This window comes from Stenotrophomonas sp. YJH_SMC_119 (genome assembly GCF_059368315.1).
The window spans coordinates 271,914-288,738 of record NZ_JCAFRP010000001.1 but is presented as its reverse complement, the minus strand read 5'-3'; the positions used below and the strand labels follow the sequence as shown (position 1 = coordinate 288,738).

Below are 16,825 nucleotides of genomic sequence, written 5' to 3'. Positions count from 1 at the left end.
GGCACGCTGCAATGACGAACACGATGACGACCCGGCGGGCGGCCCTGCGCCGCCGGCTGCAGCCGCTGTGGCCGTGGCTGCGCTGGGGTACGGCCGCCACGCTGGCACTGCTGCTGGTGCTGGATTTCGCCTTCCCGCCGCCGCTGCCGAAGCAGCGCGATACCAGCACCCTGGTGGTGGCTGCCGATGGCACGCCGCTGCGTGCGTTCGCCGATGCCGAGGGCGTGTGGCGTTATCCGGCATCGACCGACAGCGTCTCGCCGCTGTACCTGCAGGCGCTGCTGACCTACGAAGACCGCTGGTTCTGGCGCCATCCGGGCATCAACCCGCTGGCGATCCTGCGTGCCAGTGGCCAGCTGCTGCGCGGTGGTCGCATCGTGTCCGGTGGCTCGACCTTGACCATGCAGGTCGCACGCATCCTCGATCCGCATACGCGCACGCCCTGGGGCAAGCTCAAGCAGATGCTGCGTGCGGTGCAGTTGGAAGTGCACCTGAGCAAGCAGCAGATCCTGGCCCTGTACCTGGAACGCGCACCCTACGGCGGCACCATCGAGGGCGTGGAAGCGGCCAGCTGGGCCTACCTGGGCAAGCCGGCGGCGCAGCTGTCGCATGCCGAGGCCGCGTTGCTGGCGGTGCTGCCGCAGGCGCCGAGCCGGCTGCGCCCGGACCGCCATCCGGAAGCGGCGCAGAAGGCACGCGACAAGGTGCTGTCACGCATGGCCGAGCTGGGCGCGTGGACAGCGGAAGAAGTGGAAGATGCGCGCATCGAGAACGTGGTCGCACGCTCGCTGCGGCCGCCGCTGCATGCCGCGTTGCTGGCACAGCGCCTGCACTCGGCGCATCCGGGCCAGGCACGCATCCAGAGCAGTATCGACATCGGCCTGCAGCGCACCCTGGAAGAACGCGTGGCCAGCTACTTTTCCACGCTGCCCGAGCGCACTTCGGCGGCCCTGCTGGTGGTCGACAACCAGACCCTGCAGGCGCGTGCCTATGTCGGCACGCTGGCGTTCGGTGACCGCCAGCGGCTCGGCCACGTGGACATGGTGCAGGCCTGGCGTTCGCCGGGCTCAACGCTCAAGCCGTTCCTGTATGCAATGGCGCTGGACGATGGCCTGATCCATTCGGAAAGCCTGCTGGTCGATGCGCCGCAGAGTTTCGGCAGCTACCGCCCCGGCAACTTCGACATGGCCTTCAATGGACCGATCGGCGCCTCCAGCGCGCTGCGGCTGTCACTCAACGTACCCTCGGTGGATCTGCTGCAGCGGGTCGGTCCGGCGCGCTTCGCCGCACGCCTGTCGCACTCCGGCATCCAGCTGCGCTTCCCGCCGGGCAGCACGCCCAACCTGTCGCTGATCCTGGGCGGCACCGGTGCGCGGCTGGAAGATCTGGTCGGTGCGTTCGCAGCGCTCAACCGCAACGGCATCGCCGGGCGCGTGCGCTACACCGATGACGAACCGATGATCGAGCGGCGCCTCGCTTCGCCCGGCGCCAGCTGGATCGTGCGCGAGATGCTGGAATCGAATCCGCGGCCGGGGTATAGCGTCGGGACGTTCGATGTCGGTGGCCGCCCGCGCGTGGCGTGGAAGACCGGCACCAGTTACGGGTACCGCGATGCGTGGGCGATCGGCAGCACCCGCCATTACACCGTGGGCGTGTGGGTGGGCCGGCCGGACGGCACACCGCTACCGGGCCAGTACGGCGCGGTGACCGCGCTGCCGCTGATGTTCGAGGTGGTGGACAGCCTGCCGCGCCAGCGCGGTGACTCGGCCGCTGCGCCGATGCCGGCCAGCGTCAGCCAGGAAGACATCTGCTGGCCGACCGGTGAGCGTGCCGAAGGCCTGCCTGCTGCGCTCTGCCAGCGGCTGATGCCAGCCTATCTGCTGGAAGGCGCGGCACCACCGACCTTCCCCGAACGCGAGGCACGGCGCTGGCAACCGGGTCGGCAGCGCTACCTTGCCGATGCGCGTACCGGTCTGCGCGTGTCAGCCGATTGCCGCTTGCCGCACGAAGAAGTCGCGCGCGAGATCGCGCGCTGGCCAGCGTTGCTGTCGCCGTGGCTGTCCAAGGCCACGCGCGAAGCCTCGCAGCTGCCGGCGCTGTCGCCGGACTGCCGTGATGATGGCCGCGAGGCCAGCGTTGCGCTGCACATCGATGGGCTCAACGATGGCGCCACGCTGGCGCGCGCGCCGAATTCGGAACATGGCGTACGCCTGCAGCTGCGCGCGCTGGGCAGCGAGCAGGCGGTGGACTGGTTGCTCGATGGACGCTGGATCGCACAGACGCGCGGTGCGCAGCTGATGCAGCGCGAGTTCGCCGAGCCGGGCGCGCACACCTTGACCGCGCTGGCGGCCGATGGCGCTTGGACACAGGTAAGGTTCAACGTCCTGCGGTAGGTGCCAACCTTGGTTGGCACGCGATGCATGCGCCCACCAGGGTGGGCATCTACCAAGGCGTATGCGGGGCCGCTATTCCCCGATCCACCCATCCAGCAGGTCGGCGAATTCGTCGGCGTGCTCTTCCTCCTGCGCCAGGATCTCTTCAAGGATGCGCTTGGTGGTGGTATCGCGGTCGCCGATGAAGTTGATCATCTCGCGGTAGCTGTCGATGGCGATGCGTTCGGCCACCAGGTTCTCGCGCACCATGTCGCGCAGGTCGCTGCCTTCCTTGTATTCGGCGTGCGAACGCGCGGTCAGCGTATCCGGGTTGAGATCCGGCTCGCCGCCCAGCTGGACGATGCGCTCGGCCAGCTTGCCGGCATGCGCCTGCTCCTGCTGTGCATGCTCGAGGAACTCGGCCTTGACCGCGTCGGCCAGCATGCCCTTGGCCATGAAGTAGTGCCGGTAGTAGCGCAGAACGCAGACGTACTCGGTGGCCAGTGCGTCGTTGAGCAGCTTGATCACCACCTCGCGGTCAGCGCTGTAGCTGTCTGTGATCGCGCCGTCTTCGAGGTTGCGGCGGGCGCGCTCGCGCAGGGTTGCGCGATCGCTGATGCCAGGAACGTTTGCGGCGGGCTTGCTGGCTTTGGCTGGCTTGCTGGACATGGCTGGCCGTTTCCTTCTGCGGTGGGGAATCAGGTGGGGAGATGCTCCAGCACGTACTCGGCCGAAGACACTTCGAACTGGCCGGGCTGTTCAACCCAGGCCTCTCGAACTACGCCGTCGTCGACGTACAGGGCAAAACGACGCGAGCGGATTCCCATGCCCGACGCGCTCGCATCAAGCTCCAGACCCAGGGCGCGGGTCAGCTCGGCATTGCCGTCGGACAGCATCAGAAGGCCGTCGGGCACGCTCTGGTCGGCGGCCCAGGCCTTCATCACGAACGGGTCGTTGACGGCCATGCAGTAGACGTTGATGCCGCGCTGGCGGAAGGCCTCGAACTTCTCGACGTAGCCGGGAAGGTGACGCGCCGAGCACGTCGGAGTGAACGCGCCGGGCACGGCGAACAGCACCACCTTGCGCGCATCGAACAACGAATGCGTATCAAGCGTTTCAATGCCCTCGCGGATGCGCTTGAGGGTCACTTCCGGAATGCGGTCACCGACATGGATGGTCATGGGAACTCCTTGCTGGGGCAGGCTAGTGGGCCGGATGGGACAGGGGCGTCAAGACATTGGAAACCCGGTGTGCAGGCCCCATCTTCCGGCTTTGTGGCAGGGGCTTCCAGCCACAGCGTGGCGCACCGGGATGGCAGCCGCATTGCGCAGGATCAGTCGGCCTCACCGGGGCCGCACGAGGGGCGGCGTAGCCTCGCAGGCGCGTAGAATGAACCCGGGCGGCGCCACCGGCGCGGCCGAAGCGAATCGAGGTAGCTGGATGGAATTCAAGGATTACTACGCCACCCTGGGGGTGGAACCGAGCGCGGGCGAGGCGGAGATCAAGACCGCCTACCGCCGGCTGGCACGCAAGTACCACCCGGACGTCAGCAAGGAGGCTGGGGCCGAAGACAAGTTCAAGGCGGTCAACGAGGCCTACGAGGCGCTGCGTGATCCGGAAAAGCGCGCGGCCTACGACCAGCTGCGCGCGCAGGGCTATCGCCCGGGCGAGGAGTTCAATGTGCCGCCGAACTACGGCGGCGCCGGTGGTTTCAATTTCGAGGAAGTGTTCGGTGGCGGCGGCCCCAACGGCGGCTTCAGCGACTTCTTCGAAAGCCTGTTCGCGCGCCAGCGCGGTGGAGCGGGCGCGGGGGCCGGTCCGGGCTTCAGCAGCCAGGGCCATGCGCCCAACCGCGATACCCGCGCCAAGCTGTCGGTGCCACTGGAAGCGGCCTACAGCGGCGACAGCCTGCGCATCACCGTCAACGGCAAGCAGCTGGACGTGCGCGTGCCCAAGGGCATCCGCCCGGGCCAGGTGATCCGCCTGGCAGGGCAGGGCAACCATGGCGGCAACCTGCTGCTGGAAGTGGAATACGCCGCCCACCCGCAGTTCGAGGTCGATGGCCGCAACATCCTCTATACGCTGCCGCTCACGCCGTGGCAGGCCGCGCTGGGCACCAGCATCAGCGTGCCGACCCTGGGTGGCGCGGTGGAGTTGAAGATTCCGGCCGATTCCGATGCCGGCCGCAAGCTGCGCCTGCGCGGGCGTGGCCTGCCGGGCAACCCGGATGGCGACCAGATCGTCGAGATCGAGATCGTGGCCCCGGCTGCGACCGATGAGGCGCAGAAGAAGGCGTACCGCAATCTGGCCAAGGCGTTCGGCGAGACCATTTGAAGGTAGTGCCTGCCGCTGGCCGGCAACTTCATTGCCCTGGACGGTGATGGGTGGTTGCCGGCCAGCGGCCGGCACTACCGCGCGCGTCTCAGCCCTGGCCCGCGAACACGCGCTCCAGCACCTCGGACAGCTCGTCCTCCGAGAACGGCTTGGTGATGTAGGCCTTGGCGCCCTGGCGCATGCCCCACATGCGGTCGGTGTCCTGGTCCTTGGTGGTCACCAGGATCACCGGGATATGCCGGGTCGCCTCGTCGCGGGCGAGGGTACGGGTGGCCTGGAAGCCGTTGAGGTTGGGCATCACCACGTCCATCAGGACCAGGTCGGGCAGCTCGGCCTTGGCGGTTTCGACCCCGGCGGCGCCATCGGTGGCGGTCAGGATCTGGTGCCCGAGCTTCTCGACGATGCGCTGTATCCCCAACAGCTGCGACGGTGAGTCGTCGACGATCAGAATGCGTGCCATGTTGTTCCCCATGTAATGCCCGCAGTGTAGTGCGGGCCCATTACCGGCGGGAGGGCCACGTCTGCCGTCCGTCGCCTGCCTGCGACGTTCAGTCGATCCGCACCACGGTGCGACCCAGCGAACCGCCCGCCAGCATCCGTTCGAATACGGCAGGAAGGCCATCGAGGCCGACTTCGGCGGTGCAGATGCGGTCCAGGTGCTGCGGCTTCCAGTCACTCCCCAGCCGCGACCACACTTCCTCACGCAGTCCGCGTGGCGCATTGGCCGAGGACACGCCCAGCAGCGAGACACCGCGCAGGATGAACGGCATCACCGTCATGTCCAGCGTCGGACTGGCTGCCAGGCCGGCACTGACCACGCTGCCGTAGGGCACGGTCTGCGCCAGCAGGCTGGCCAGCATGTCGCCTCCGGCATTATCGAGGCCACCCCCGAAGCGGCCCGACTGCAGCGCGCCGGTGTCGGCCAGCGCGTCGCGCGGCAGTACCTCGGTGGCGCCGATGCTGCGCAGGAATCCTGCCTGGTCCGGCTTGCCGCTGACCGCGTGCACGCTGTAGCCGGCACGGCTGAAGATGGACAGCGCCAGCGCACCGACACCGCCGCTGGCACCGGTGACCGCCAGCGGGCCGAGTTCCGGGGTCTGGCGGTTGTCCTGCATGCGCAGCAGGGCCAGCGCCGCAGTGAAGCCGGCGGTGCCCAGCACCATCGCCTCGCGTGGGGTCAGCCCGGCCGGCTGGGCGATCACCGCGCGCGATTCCAGCCGCACGTACTGGCTGTAGCCGCCGTCGCGGGTCTCGCTGAGGCCGCAGCCGGTGGCCAGCACCGCGTCGCCTTCACGCCAGTCCGGGTCGGTGCTGGCGACCACGGTGCCGGCCACATCGATGCCGCCCACCAGCGGGAAGCGGCGCAGGATCTTCCCTTTTCCAGTACCGGCCAGCGCGTCCTTGTAGTTGACCGAGGACCAGTGGGCGCGGATCAGCACCTGGCCGGGGTTGAGGTCGTCGACCCCGAGCCGGACCAGGCCGCTGCGGTAGCCGGCGTCGTCGTTTTCGATGCGGAAGGCGGTGAACGGGGTGGTGGGGGCCATCGGCGTTGCCTGACTTCGAGGAAAACGCCACCTTACCCCGTTGCCCCCCTTTCGATCCTGCCGATCCGCCCCATCTTGTATGATCGGTGATGGTTTCACGGCTGGCGGTGCGGGAAGGGCCCGCGCCGCAGCCCAAATCTTGATGGAGCGTGCATGGCCTGGAATACACCCGGCGGCAACAAGGGCGGACAAGGCCCCGAGGACAATCGACGCGGGCCGTTCGGGTCACGCGGCGGTGGCAATGGTGGTGGCTGGGGCGGTTTGCCCGGGCCGCTGAAGGACCTGTTCGACGGCGGCATCGTGCGTTGGGTGGTGGCAGCCGTGGTGCTGCTGGTGCTGTTCTCCAGCTTCCAGCTGATCGGCGAACAGCAGCGTGGCGTGGTGCTGCGCTTCGGCCAGTTCTCGCGCATCCTGCAGCCCGGCCCGAACTTCAAGCTGCCGTGGCCGATCGAATCGGTCACCAAGGTCAACGCCACCGAGATCAAGACGTTCTCGATCCAGGTGCCGGTGCTGACCCGCGACGAGAACATCGTCAACGTCTCGCTGAACGTCCAGTACCGCATCGACGACCCGCAGCAGTACCTGTTCGGCACCGTCGATGCCAACCAGGTGCTGGAGCAGTCGGCGCAGAGCGCCGTACGCGAGGAAGTCGGCCGCGCCGATCTCAACGCCGTGCTGAACAACCGTGGCCCGCTGGCCGTGGCCGCCGAGGAGCGCCTGCAGGCGCTGCTGAAGGCGTTCAAGACCGGCCTGACCGTGACTGGCCTGACCCTGCAGGATGCCCGTCCGCCGGAAGAAGTGAAGCCGGCCTTCGACGAGGTCAACGGCGCCCAGCAGGTCAAGGAACGCCTGATCAACGAAGCCCAGGCTTACGCCGCCAAGGTCGTGCCGGAAGCCCGGGGCCAGGCCTCGCGCGCCCGTACCACCGCCGAAGGCTACAAGCAGGCCGTGGTGTCCAAGGCCGAGGGTGACGCGCAGCGCTTCAGCCTGTTGCAGGCCCAGTACAAGGACGCCCCGGAAGTGACCCGCAAGCGCCTGTGGCTGGAGACCGTGCAGCAGGTACTGAGCGAGAACCGCAAGGTGATCGGTGGCGATGGCCGCCAGCTGATCTACGTGCCGATGACCGGCGATACCCGTCCGAGCACGTCGGCTCCGGCCGCAGTGGCCAACCCGGACGTGGTGATGCCGTCGCTGCCGGGTGCAGCGACGGAAGCTTCCCGTGATCCGGGCCGGCCGGTGGGCCGCCCGACTGGGCGACCGAGCGGCCGTGAGGAGGGCAGCCGATGAAGAGTCCTATCTGGATCGCCGTGATCGTGGCGGTGGTGCTGGGCCTGCTCGGCTCGGTGTACGTGGTCCGTGAGGACCAGACCGCCATGGTGCTGAACCTGGGCAAGGTGGTGCGTTCGGACATCAAGCCGGGCCTGCACTTCAAGGTGCCGGTGGTGGAAACGGTGAAGGTCTTCGACCGCCGCTTCCAGGTGCTCGACACCGCGCCGGCGCGCTACTTCACCGCCGAGCAGAAGGACGTCAGCGTCGACTTCTTCGCCATCGGCTACATTTCCAACGTGGGTGACTACTTCCGTGCCACCGGCGGCGATCCGCGCATCGCCAACGCCCGCCTGGCACCGATCATCACCGACTCGCTGCGCAACCAGATCAACTCGCGCACCCTGCAGCAGCTGGTCTCCGGCGACCGCAGCGAGCTGATCGCCGAGCAACTGAAGGGGATCAACGAAGCGGTGGCCGGCCTCGGCATGCAGATGATCGACCTGCGCATCAAGCAGGTGGACCTGCCGACCGACAGCCAGGTGATCAACGATGTGTACGAGCGCATGCGTGCCCAGCGCAAGCAGGAAGCCGCAAAGCTGCGCGCGGAGGGCGAGGAGCAGTCGCTGACCATCCGCGCCCAGGCCGACCGTGACAGCACCGTGCTGATCGCCGAGGCCGAGCGTGATGCCCAGCGCCTGCGCGGTGAAGGCGATGCCGAGGCGGCCCGCATCTATGGCAAGGCCGGCTCGGCCGATCCGTCGTTCTATGCGTTCTACCGCAGCCTGGAGGCCTACCGTGGCTCCATGACCGACGGCAACGGCGTGATCGTGCTCGACAAGAACGACCCGTTCCTGCAGTACCTGAAGAACGACCGCTGAGGTCGCAGGGCAGTACCCCACGGGGCCCGGCCATATGCCGGGCCCCGTGCTTTTTCCGGAGTCCCCCATGAAAGATCTGTTTGCCGCTGTCTGCCTGGTCGCGGTGCTGGAAGGCCTGTTCCTGTTCGTCGCACCGTTCGCCTGGAAGCGCATGGCCGAACGTCTGCTGGACCTGCCCAGCCCGGCCCTGCGCAGCTTCGGCGGGCTGGTGCTGCTGGCCGGCCTGAGCCTGCTGTGGTGGGTGCGGCACTACCGCCTGCGTTCACATGCATGGCCCGGCTCTGGTAGATACCAACCTTGGTTGGCGTTGCCGGCCAGCGGCCGGCACTACCGGGCGGGGCCTGAGCGGCCGGCACTACCGGGCGGGGCGGCTGACCGGCCGGTAAAGCCACCCGTCGGAAAGGTGGCACCCGACCCCGGAAACCCGGATAATGCACAAAAGCCGGACGGGCCTCCCCGTCCGGCTTTTTCCGTGTCTGGGCCTTCCATCGCCGGCCGCTCCCCGTTTGGAGCCGCCTTGCAGGTGCTGGCCAGCCCCGCCACGGTTTACCCGTCCGCGGCCCCGATGGCCGCAACAAATCGAGGAGCCCGTCATGGGTCAGTCTGTCGTAGTGTTGGGTGCCCAGTGGGGCGATGAAGGCAAGGGCAAGATCGTCGATCTGCTCACTGAGGAAATCGGCGCCGTCGTGCGCTTCCAGGGCGGCCACAATGCGGGCCACACCCTGGTCATCAACGGCAAGAAGACCGTCCTGCACCTGATCCCGTCGGGCATCCTGCGTGACGACGCGCTGTGCCTGATCGGCAACGGCGTGGTGATCTCGCCGGCCGCGCTGCAGAAGGAAATCGCCGAGCTGGAAGCGTCCGGCGTGGAAGTGCGTTCGCGCCTGAAGATCTCCCCGGCCGCGCCGCTGATCATGCCGTACCACATCGCCCTGGACCAGGCGCGCGAGCGCGCTGCCGGTGGCAAGGCGATCGGCACCACCGGCCGTGGCATCGGCCCGGCCTACGAAGACAAGGTGGCGCGTCGCGGCATCCGCATCGCCGACCTGCATTACCCGAAGCAGCTGGAAGAACTGCTGCGCACCGCGCTGGATTACCACAACTTCGTGCTGACCAAGTATCTGAACACCGATGCGGTCGACTTCCAGAAGACCTTCGACGAAGCGCTGGCCTTCGGCGAATACGTGCAGCCGATGAAGTCCGACGTGGCCGGCATCCTGCACGACCTGCGCAAGCAGGGTAAGCGCGTGCTGTTCGAAGGCGCGCAGGGCGCGCTGCTGGACATCGACCACGGCACCTACCCGTACGTCACCAGCTCCAACACCACCGTCGGTGGCGCGCTGGCCGGTTCCGGCGTCGGCGCCGATTCGATCGACTACGTGCTGGGCATCGCCAAGGCCTACGCCACCCGCGTCGGCGGTGGCCCGTTCCCGACCGAGCTGGACGACGAAGTCGGCCAGGGCATCCGTGACCGCGGCGCCGAGTACGGTGCGTCGACCGGCCGTCCGCGTCGTTGCGGCTGGATGGACATCGTCGCGCTGAAGCGTGCCGTGGCCATCAACGGCATCAGCGGCCTGTGCATCACCAAGCTGGACGTGCTGGACGGCATGGAAAAGCTGAAGGTCTGCATCGCCTACGAATACAACGGCAAGCGCACCGAGTACGCGCCGCTGGACGCGCAGGGCTGGGAAGAGTGCACGCCGGTGTACCTGGAGTTCCCGGGCTGGAGCGAGAACACCCACGGCATCACCAACTGGGACGACCTGCCGCCGGCTGCGCGCGCCTACCTGCGTTCGCTGGAAGAGCTGGCCGGCTGCCCGATCAGCATCGTCTCCACCGGCCCGGACCGCGACCACACCATGGTTCTGCAGGATCCGTTTGCCTGAGGTAACGCCGGGCGCTGCCCGGCGTAGGTGACAGGAAAAGCCCCGCGCAAGCGGGGCTTTTTCGTTACTGTGTCAGCGGGGTCGGCGAGGAAGCAAAGCGATGACCAGGACGTCAGCGTGAAGGGCGAGACGGTCGTGCGGATCACCCTGTGGGTGTTGTGGAGCCTGTGGGGCATCGCCTGCCTGGTACTGGTGCTGGGCGCGGCCGCCAATACCCTGGCTTCGCGCACGCAGACGGTGCCGTTGGTGCTGAGCCCTGGCGCAACCGCCCAGATCACCGTCTACCGCCTCGTCGATGATCAACTGCGGCTGCGCCTGCGCTATGCCGCGGACGGTACGGAGGCCGACCCCGAGGTGCTGCTGCGCATCGAAACTCCGACCGATCATGGAGACTTCCGCGCAGGGGAGCGTTCGGGAGTGGCCGGACAGGGCATCAATCGTGGGCTGGCTTCGGTTGAGTCCAGCGGCCTCATGGCGTCCTACTTCGGCTATGGTCGCGGCGATGCATTGCCACGCGGCCGCTCATGGGTGCGGCTAACCGTGCTGGAGGTGGACCCGGCGCTGGCCGATCGCGCGGCCACCGTCGAGCTGCAGCCGCCACTGGACCTGTTGAAGCTGACTGACCTGGATTATGTCTGGTTGTGGCCGTTCTTCTTCTGGAAGGTGGCGGCACTGCTCCTGCTGATTCCAGGAGCTGCCTTGGCGGTGTTCACGTTCACTTTGCGGCGCTGGCAGCACCGGGCTTCGAAGCAGGCGGATTCAGCAGTGGATACGGATTGATCGATTCCCCCTTCCACCACTGCTTCTCCGGCCCCAGCACGTGCACTTCAAAGTGCAGATGCGGAGCCTCGGCACTGGCGTTGCCGGTGCTGCCGACATAGCCGAGGACGTCTCCGCGCTTGATCACCTGCTTCTCCGCCAGGCCATCGGCGTAGCGCTGCAGATGCGCGTAGTAGTAGCACCAGCGTCCGCTGGGCTCGAACTGGTAGATCGTCAGGCCACCGCGCTCGCTGTCGAACAGTTTTTCCACCGTGCCATCGGCCACTGCCAGCACCGGCGTACCGGCATCGGCCATGATGTCGATGGCATCGTGCACGCGGCCTTCGCTGCGCGCATCGGTGAACGTGTCGCGCAGCTGGGAGGCCAGGACGCCCTGTACCGGCAGCAGCAGACCCGACGGCGCATCCGCAGTCCGCGCAGCTGACGGTGCGGTGGCGGCGGGGGCAGGGGCCGTGCCGAGCGGCGCTACCGATCCCTTGGCCGGCGCCACAGCGGCTGCCGGTTGTGCTTCCGGCAGCGAGGCGGCTACCGGCTCGCCTGCATCGCGGCGCAGCCACCAGCCGGCCCCCAGTCCCAGCAGCACACCCAGCACGATCAGCTGCGAAAGACGCATCGGCTCACTCCTGCATCACCACGGGGACGGAGGTATCCACCGCATCGGCCACGCGCAGCGCATCCCAGTTGGTCATGCGCACGCAACCATGTGACTCGGTCTTGCCGACATGGCCGGGCTCGGGCGTGCCATGCAGGCCGTAGTGTGGCTTGGACAGGTCGATCCAGACCCGGCCGACCGGATTGTTCGGGCCCGGCGGCAGTGTCGCCTTCTTTTCGCCCTTGCGCGCATCCCAGAACAGCTTGGGGTTGTAGTGGAACGGCGGGTCGCGATACACGCCCAGGATCTTCCATTCGCCAATCGGCAGCGGATCATGCTGGCTGCCGGAGGAAACCGGCACCTGAGCGATAACCTTGCCCTGCGCATCCAGCAGCTGCAGGCTGGAATCGGACTTGTCGACGACCACCTTGGCCGCCTTCGGTAGCGGCGATGGTGCGACATTGGGCACCTGGATGCGGTTGCCCGCCTTGCTCAGATCCACGCCCGGATTGAGCAGCTTCAACAGCTCAGGGGATGCGTGGAAGCGTTCGCCCAGCGACTCTTCGACGTTGTTGAAGCCCAGCGATTTCAGTTTGGCCTGTGCGGCGGGGCCCTTCGGCACCGCCTGGAACGGCCCGGCGACATCCTCGCTGGTCAGCGTGTAGCTGGCCAGGGGGGTGACCGTATCAGCCTGCAGGGCCTGCCAGGTCGCGTCGTCCAGTTCACCGGTGACGGCCAGGCCGTGCGCCGCCTGGAAACCCGACACCGCGCGCCGTTGGTTGCTGCCTACTTCACCGTCGATCTGGCCGGGCGAGAAATTCGCGCGATCCAGCAGCACCTGGGCATGCAGGGCGGAACGTGCTGCGGTGTCCGGTCCGGCCTTCTCGGCAATGGGGGCGGGCAGTCCAGGCGGCGGTGCCTGCGCGAACGCCGGCGATGCCAGCAGCGAGAGAGCCAGCAGGGTGGATCGGTACACGGGTAATGGCATTGGGAACTCCAGCAGATGACGCCACCACCTTGCCTGCAGGCCGCGCCGAGCCGCCGTGAAAGAGATCTGACGTCTGCATGAGCAGTCGGGTCGTTGCGCCACCGTCCCCGCGCGGGTGCGGCCGGCCAAGGGCTCACCAAGGTGAATGGTGCCCCACGCCGTTGGCGGTCGGCGATCAAGATTGCCTGGCGGGCCGCCGATAACGCCACATCCCCCCGTTTTGGATGTACCGATGAACTACTTGAGGAATGTCAGGGTTGCCTGGCGTCTTGGGCTGGGCTTTGGCCTGTTGCTGCTGTTGGTTGCGGCCGTGGTGGCCACCGGCGCCACCGCCAGTGTCGTGCAGAAGCGCGCGATGCAGCAGGTGGTCGATGTCAGCGTGGCCAAGGTGCGCCTGCTCTCGCAGATGCTCGATGCCAACAACCAGATGATGGTCGTTCGCCGCGAGATGCTGATCCGCCAGGGCGATGACCGTGGCCATGATGAGCAGCGCATCGCCGATCTGGTCAAGCGCTATGAGGCCAGTTGGACGGCCTACCAGGCGCTGCCCAGCGACGCCGAGGGCAAGGCCATTGCCGAAACCATCGCCGCCAAGCGTGCCATCGCGCGTCCGCTCAACAAGCAGACCAGCGAACTGATGGAGCAGGGCGACTACCCGGGCGCCGTGGCGCTGACCCTGGGCCCGGTGCAGGAAGCCGCCAACGGCTGGAACAAGGCGCTGTCCGATGGCGTGGACTTCGAGGAGAAGGAAAGCCGTGAGGCGGCCGCCGAGGCGATCCGCTTGGGCGAGCGCAGCCTGCTGCAGCTGCTGGTGCTGGGCGGCGTCGCGCTGCTGGTGGGCATCGGTGCCTCGGTGATGATCGGCCGCAGCCTGACCGGCCCGCTGGCCCGCGCGGTGAACCTGGCCGAGCGCCTGTCCAGGGGCCAGCTGGATCAGGAGTTCCGCCTCGGCGGCCGTGACGAACTGACCCAGTTGGGCGAGGCGATGGCCAGCGTGCGCCAGAGTGTGCAGGCGGCGATCGGCGCGCAGCTGCAGATGGCCGAACAGCACGAGGCCGGTGCGATCCGCTACCGCATGGACGCCAGCGCCTTCCCCGGCGATTTCGGCCGCATGGTGCAGGCCACCAACAGCCTGGTCGAATCGCACGTGCAGGTGGAACTGCTGATGGCCGAAGTGATGCAGCGCTATGCCATCGGTGACCTCAGCCGCGACCTGCCGGACTACCCGGGCGAGAAGGGCACGCTGACCCGCACTCTGGCCGCAGTGAAGCAGAGCCTGATGGCGATCAACGCGCAGATCGATGCACTGGCCCGCGCCGCGCGCGCCGGTGATTTCAGCATGCGTGGCGATGCCGCTGCGTTCCAGTTCCAGTTCAAGGCGATGGTCGAGCACCTCAACGGCATGATGGCCAGTTCGCAGGCCAGCATAGCTGATGTCTCCGACGTGCTACGCGCGATCTCGCACGGCGACCTGACTGCACGCATGGACGGCGAGTACGACGGTGTATTCGCCCGCATGCGTGACGACGCCAACACCACCACCGCGCAGCTGACCGGCATCGTGCGTGGCATCCAGGTTGCCGCCGACAGCATCAACAACGCGGCGCAGGAACTGGCCGCCGGCAACAACGACCTGTCGCGCCGCACCGAGCAGCAGGCCGCCAACCTGGAAGAAGCCGCCGCATCGATGGAGGAACTGACCTCGACTGTGCGCCAGAATGCCGAGCTCGCTCGTCAGGCCGACAGTGAAGCGCATGCCGCCGGTGCCGCCGTACGCGAAACCGAGCAGGCGATGGCGCAGATGGCGTCGGTGATGGGTGAGATCGATCAGTCCTCGGCACGCATCTCGGAAATCTCCACCGTGATCGACGGCATCGCGTTCCAGACCAACATCCTGGCGCTGAATGCTGCGGTTGAAGCCGCGCGTGCAGGTGAGCAGGGCCGTGGTTTTGCCGTGGTCGCCAGCGAGGTACGTACGCTCGCACAGCGTGCCGGTGTCGCCGCCAAGGAGATCAAGGAGCTGATCGAAGACGCCGCTGCCAAGGTGAAGAGCGGCCTGGCGGTGACCGTTGAATCGGAAGCCGCGATCGCCCGCGTGGCCCAGGCCAGCTCGCGCACCACGCAGCTGATGAGCGACATCGCAGCGGCCAGCAAGGAGCAGGCGGCCGGTATCGAGCAGGTCAACCAGGTGGTGGTGCAGATGGACCAGGTGACCCAGCAGAACGCTGCGCTGGTGGAAGAAGCCACTGCCGCCAGCCGCGCGCTGGAAGAACAGGCGCATGCGTTGACCACGTCGGTGGCGGTGTTCAAGGTGGAGCAGGGCGCGCGCATGCCCATCGTGCCTGCGCAGGCGGCGTAAGCAACCTGCGACTGGATGTTGGATGACGCCCTGCATGCGATGCCCCGCATGCAGGGCACCGCATGCACGCAACCGGTCGGTGCCGCTGGCTAGCGGCCGCCCGCGGCGCGTTCGATCAGCCAGCCGGCTGCGTACAGCAACAGCAGTGTTGGCGGAACCAGTACTGCATACGCGGTCGACCAGGGTTTGCCGTACAGCAGGCTGCCTGCGCCGATGGCATCGAGTGCAGCAGACTGCAGGGTGATGGGGAGCGACATCAGGATATAGGCCCCCTTCGGGTCCGCATCCGACTGCGCGCCGTGAACCAGCCATGCGGTCAACAGCAGGTAGACCACGCAAAGCGCAAGACCGGTCCAGCTCAGTAATCGCCGCATCTTCATCCGCACGCCTCCGTTCAACGGACGTCGAAGTGAGCCTGCAGAGGCAGGCTCACATTCCGCAGCAGATCCCTGACCACCACCTGCGCAGTCCACGTGCCTTTCGGATCACTGGCCTCGGCCACGAACTTCAGGTGCAGGTTGGTCATGTACAACAGGGTTGGCGGGCCGGGCAGGGCAGCGGTGAAACAGGGAACATCGCGTTCGTCGATGCTGGTACTGCCGTCCGGGCGCAGCATGCGCAGATCGCAGTGCACCTTGGGTACGCGGTTCTCATCTAGTTGCGGGTTGGACAGGAATGTCAGCAGGAACAATTCACCGCCCGGGTGGACTTCGTCGGCCTGGGTAAAACCGGGAGTGGTCTCTGGTGGGGTTTCCCACTTGGCCCGCCAGTCGGCATCGGAGGTGACCAGCAGCGATGCCGCAAAGCCACCGCTGGATTTCATGGCATCGGTCTCCGGCATCGCCTTGCCTGCCCCGTTTATCCAGCCATCGCTGGCGGAACTGTTCAGTGGCAGCATCATGGCCATCATGGCCAGCGCGTAGGTCCATCGCATCAGAGGCTCTCCTTGGCAGCCGCGTCCCGCAGCAGAGCGGGGAGTATCGCTCAACCTTGACCGGCAAAGCAGCAGGAGAGCCGGAGCGAAGGTTCCGCTGCCTGCCGATGTGGGCGATGCTTGCCAGCAAAGGAGGTGACATGGGAATCGGGCGCGAGGAAAAGCCGGGCTGTGATTCAGCATCACCCACGCCGCAGCACGTGCTGATGCTGCCCGGGCTGGATGGCTCCGGCAGGCTGTCGATCCCGTTTCTGTCAGCACTCCAGGCTCATGGGCTGACGACGCAGGCGATTACGCTGCCTGCGCAGGGAGGGCAGGATCACGCCACGCTGGCCCAACGGCTGTGGTCGCAGCTGCCCGGCCATCCCTTCATCCTGCTTGCCGAGTCCTTCTCGGGCCCGTTGGCGGTTGAACTGGCCACGCGACAGCCCGCCGGGCTGCGCGGACTGGTGCTTGCCGCGACCTTTGCGCGTCGACCGGTGCCATTGCCGGCAGCCAGCGCAGCCCTGCTGACGCCGGCCTGGCCTCTGCCTCCCGTGGCGTTGCTGGCGCGCCTGCTGCTGGGGCGGTGGCGCACCCGCGAGCACCTGTCGATGCTGCGCGATGCGCTGGCCCGGATTCCGGCGGCCACATTGCGGCAACGCGCCGCAGCGACCCTGCGCGTCGACGTACGCGCATTGCTGCCGGCAATCGACGTGCCGACGCTGTGCCTGCACGCGTGCCATGACCGCCTGCTGTGGCCGCCCAGCGTGGCAGAACTGCAGGCCCTTTTGCCGGATGCCCGGCATGTTTCGCTGGAAGGGCCGCATCTGCTGCTGCAGGCACGCGCTGACGCAGCCGCAGCCGAAGTTGCCGCGTGGATGAGGACGCTGTCGCCCTGATCGAAGGA

17 protein-coding genes are annotated in these 16,825 nt (G+C 67.3%); 9 read left to right on the top strand and 8 right to left on the bottom strand.

Translation table 11 applies throughout. The features are described 5' to 3' along the window. Positions 1–11: 11 nt before the first annotated feature. Positions 12–2,393, top strand: a complete 2,382-nt coding sequence (gene pbpC, locus AC5P6S_RS01355) for a penicillin-binding protein 1C (RefSeq protein WP_049396064.1) — start codon at positions 12–14, stop codon at positions 2,391–2,393. Positions 2,394–2,465: 72 nt separating this feature from the next. On the opposite strand, the gene AC5P6S_RS01350 is transcribed toward pbpC, so the two are convergent. Beyond that, positions 2,466–3,041: a ferritin-like domain-containing protein gene (locus tag AC5P6S_RS01350; protein WP_005410647.1), complete on the bottom strand. Its 576-nt coding sequence runs from the start codon at positions 3,039–3,041 to the stop codon at positions 2,466–2,468. Between the two features lie 29 nt (positions 3,042–3,070). Next, positions 3,071–3,553, bottom strand: a complete 483-nt coding sequence (locus tag AC5P6S_RS01345) for a peroxiredoxin (RefSeq protein WP_012481002.1) — start codon at positions 3,551–3,553, stop codon at positions 3,071–3,073. 259 nt (positions 3,554–3,812) lie between these two features. Here AC5P6S_RS01345 and AC5P6S_RS01340 point away from each other — a divergent pair, with 259 nt between their 5' ends. Further along, positions 3,813–4,706, top strand: a complete 894-nt coding sequence (locus tag AC5P6S_RS01340) for a DnaJ C-terminal domain-containing protein (protein WP_005410645.1) — start codon at positions 3,813–3,815, stop codon at positions 4,704–4,706. 88 nt (positions 4,707–4,794) lie between these two features. Here the strand turns inward: AC5P6S_RS01340 and pilH are convergent, their stop codons facing one another. Both pilH and AC5P6S_RS01330 read right to left on the bottom strand, forming a co-directional pair. After that, the gene (gene pilH, locus AC5P6S_RS01335; RefSeq protein WP_005410644.1) at positions 4,795–5,166 is read right to left on the bottom strand and encodes a twitching motility response regulator PilH; all 372 of its coding nucleotides are present in this window, start codon (positions 5,164–5,166) and stop codon (positions 4,795–4,797) included. An 88-nt stretch (positions 5,167–5,254) separates the two neighbouring features. Beyond that, positions 5,255–6,250 (bottom strand): YhdH/YhfP family quinone oxidoreductase, encoded by a 996-nt coding sequence (locus tag AC5P6S_RS01330; RefSeq protein ID WP_099527725.1) that lies wholly within the window; start codon positions 6,248–6,250, stop codon positions 5,255–5,257. Positions 6,251–6,403: 153 nt separating this feature from the next. Here AC5P6S_RS01330 and hflK point away from each other — a divergent pair, with 153 nt between their 5' ends. The 5 genes from hflK (at position 6,404) to AC5P6S_RS01305 (ending at position 11,063) form a co-directional block, all read left to right on the top strand. Beyond that, complete coding sequence (hflK, locus tag AC5P6S_RS01325) at positions 6,404–7,537, top strand: FtsH protease activity modulator HflK (protein ID WP_005414168.1); 1,134 nt, start codon at positions 6,404–6,406, stop codon at positions 7,535–7,537. Beyond that, on the top strand, positions 7,534–8,397 hold the full coding sequence (gene hflC / locus AC5P6S_RS01320) for a protease modulator HflC (RefSeq protein WP_005414169.1): 864 nt from the start codon (positions 7,534–7,536) through the stop codon (positions 8,395–8,397). The genes hflK and hflC overlap by 4 nt, the downstream gene beginning before the upstream one ends. 67 nt (positions 8,398–8,464) lie before the next feature. Then, positions 8,465–9,034 carry a DUF2065 domain-containing protein gene (locus AC5P6S_RS01315; RefSeq protein WP_425519296.1) on the top strand — a complete coding sequence of 190 codons (570 nt, stop codon included), beginning with the start codon at positions 8,465–8,467 and terminating at the stop codon, positions 9,032–9,034. Continuing rightward, positions 8,991–10,283 (top strand): adenylosuccinate synthase, encoded by a 1,293-nt coding sequence (locus AC5P6S_RS01310; protein ID WP_005410639.1) that lies wholly within the window; start codon positions 8,991–8,993, stop codon positions 10,281–10,283. Before AC5P6S_RS01315 ends, AC5P6S_RS01310 begins: the two co-directional genes overlap by 44 nt. Before the next feature lie 117 nt (positions 10,284–10,400). After that, on the top strand, positions 10,401–11,063 hold the full coding sequence (locus AC5P6S_RS01305) for a hypothetical protein (RefSeq protein ID WP_197584617.1): 663 nt from the start codon (positions 10,401–10,403) through the stop codon (positions 11,061–11,063). Here the strand turns inward: AC5P6S_RS01305 and AC5P6S_RS01300 are convergent. Continuing rightward, a complete protein-coding gene (locus tag AC5P6S_RS01300) occupies positions 10,999–11,676 on the bottom strand; it encodes a M23 family metallopeptidase (RefSeq protein WP_049459394.1) in 678 nt (225 codons plus the stop codon). The two genes, AC5P6S_RS01305 and AC5P6S_RS01300, sit on opposite strands and share 65 nt — an antisense overlap. Positions 11,677–11,680: 4 nt before the next feature. Further along, positions 11,681–12,643, bottom strand: a complete 963-nt coding sequence (locus AC5P6S_RS01295; protein WP_049459393.1) for a L,D-transpeptidase family protein — start codon at positions 12,641–12,643, stop codon at positions 11,681–11,683. Between the two features lie 232 nt (positions 12,644–12,875). Between AC5P6S_RS01295 and AC5P6S_RS01290 the strand changes: the two genes are divergently transcribed. Continuing rightward, complete coding sequence (locus AC5P6S_RS01290; protein ID WP_049396059.1) at positions 12,876–15,002, top strand: methyl-accepting chemotaxis protein; 2,127 nt, start codon at positions 12,876–12,878, stop codon at positions 15,000–15,002. An 89-nt stretch (positions 15,003–15,091) separates the two neighbouring features. Here AC5P6S_RS01290 and AC5P6S_RS01285 read toward each other — a convergent pair whose 3' ends face one another. Together AC5P6S_RS01285 and AC5P6S_RS01280 are read right to left on the bottom strand one after the other, a co-directional pair. Further along, positions 15,092–15,382: a hypothetical protein gene (locus tag AC5P6S_RS01285; protein WP_044570698.1), complete on the bottom strand. Its 291-nt coding sequence runs from the start codon at positions 15,380–15,382 to the stop codon at positions 15,092–15,094. A gap of 14 nt (positions 15,383–15,396) precedes the next feature. Then, positions 15,397–15,936 carry a hypothetical protein gene (locus AC5P6S_RS01280; RefSeq protein ID WP_049459392.1) on the bottom strand — a complete coding sequence of 180 codons (540 nt, stop codon included), beginning with the start codon at positions 15,934–15,936 and terminating at the stop codon, positions 15,397–15,399. Positions 15,937–16,076: 140 nt separating this feature from the next. Here AC5P6S_RS01280 and AC5P6S_RS01275 point away from each other — a divergent pair, with 140 nt between their 5' ends. Continuing rightward, positions 16,077–16,817, top strand: coding sequence for an alpha/beta fold hydrolase (locus tag AC5P6S_RS01275; protein WP_111198032.1), 741 nt, complete (start codon positions 16,077–16,079; stop codon positions 16,815–16,817). The last annotated feature ends 8 nt before the right edge of the window (positions 16,818–16,825 follow it).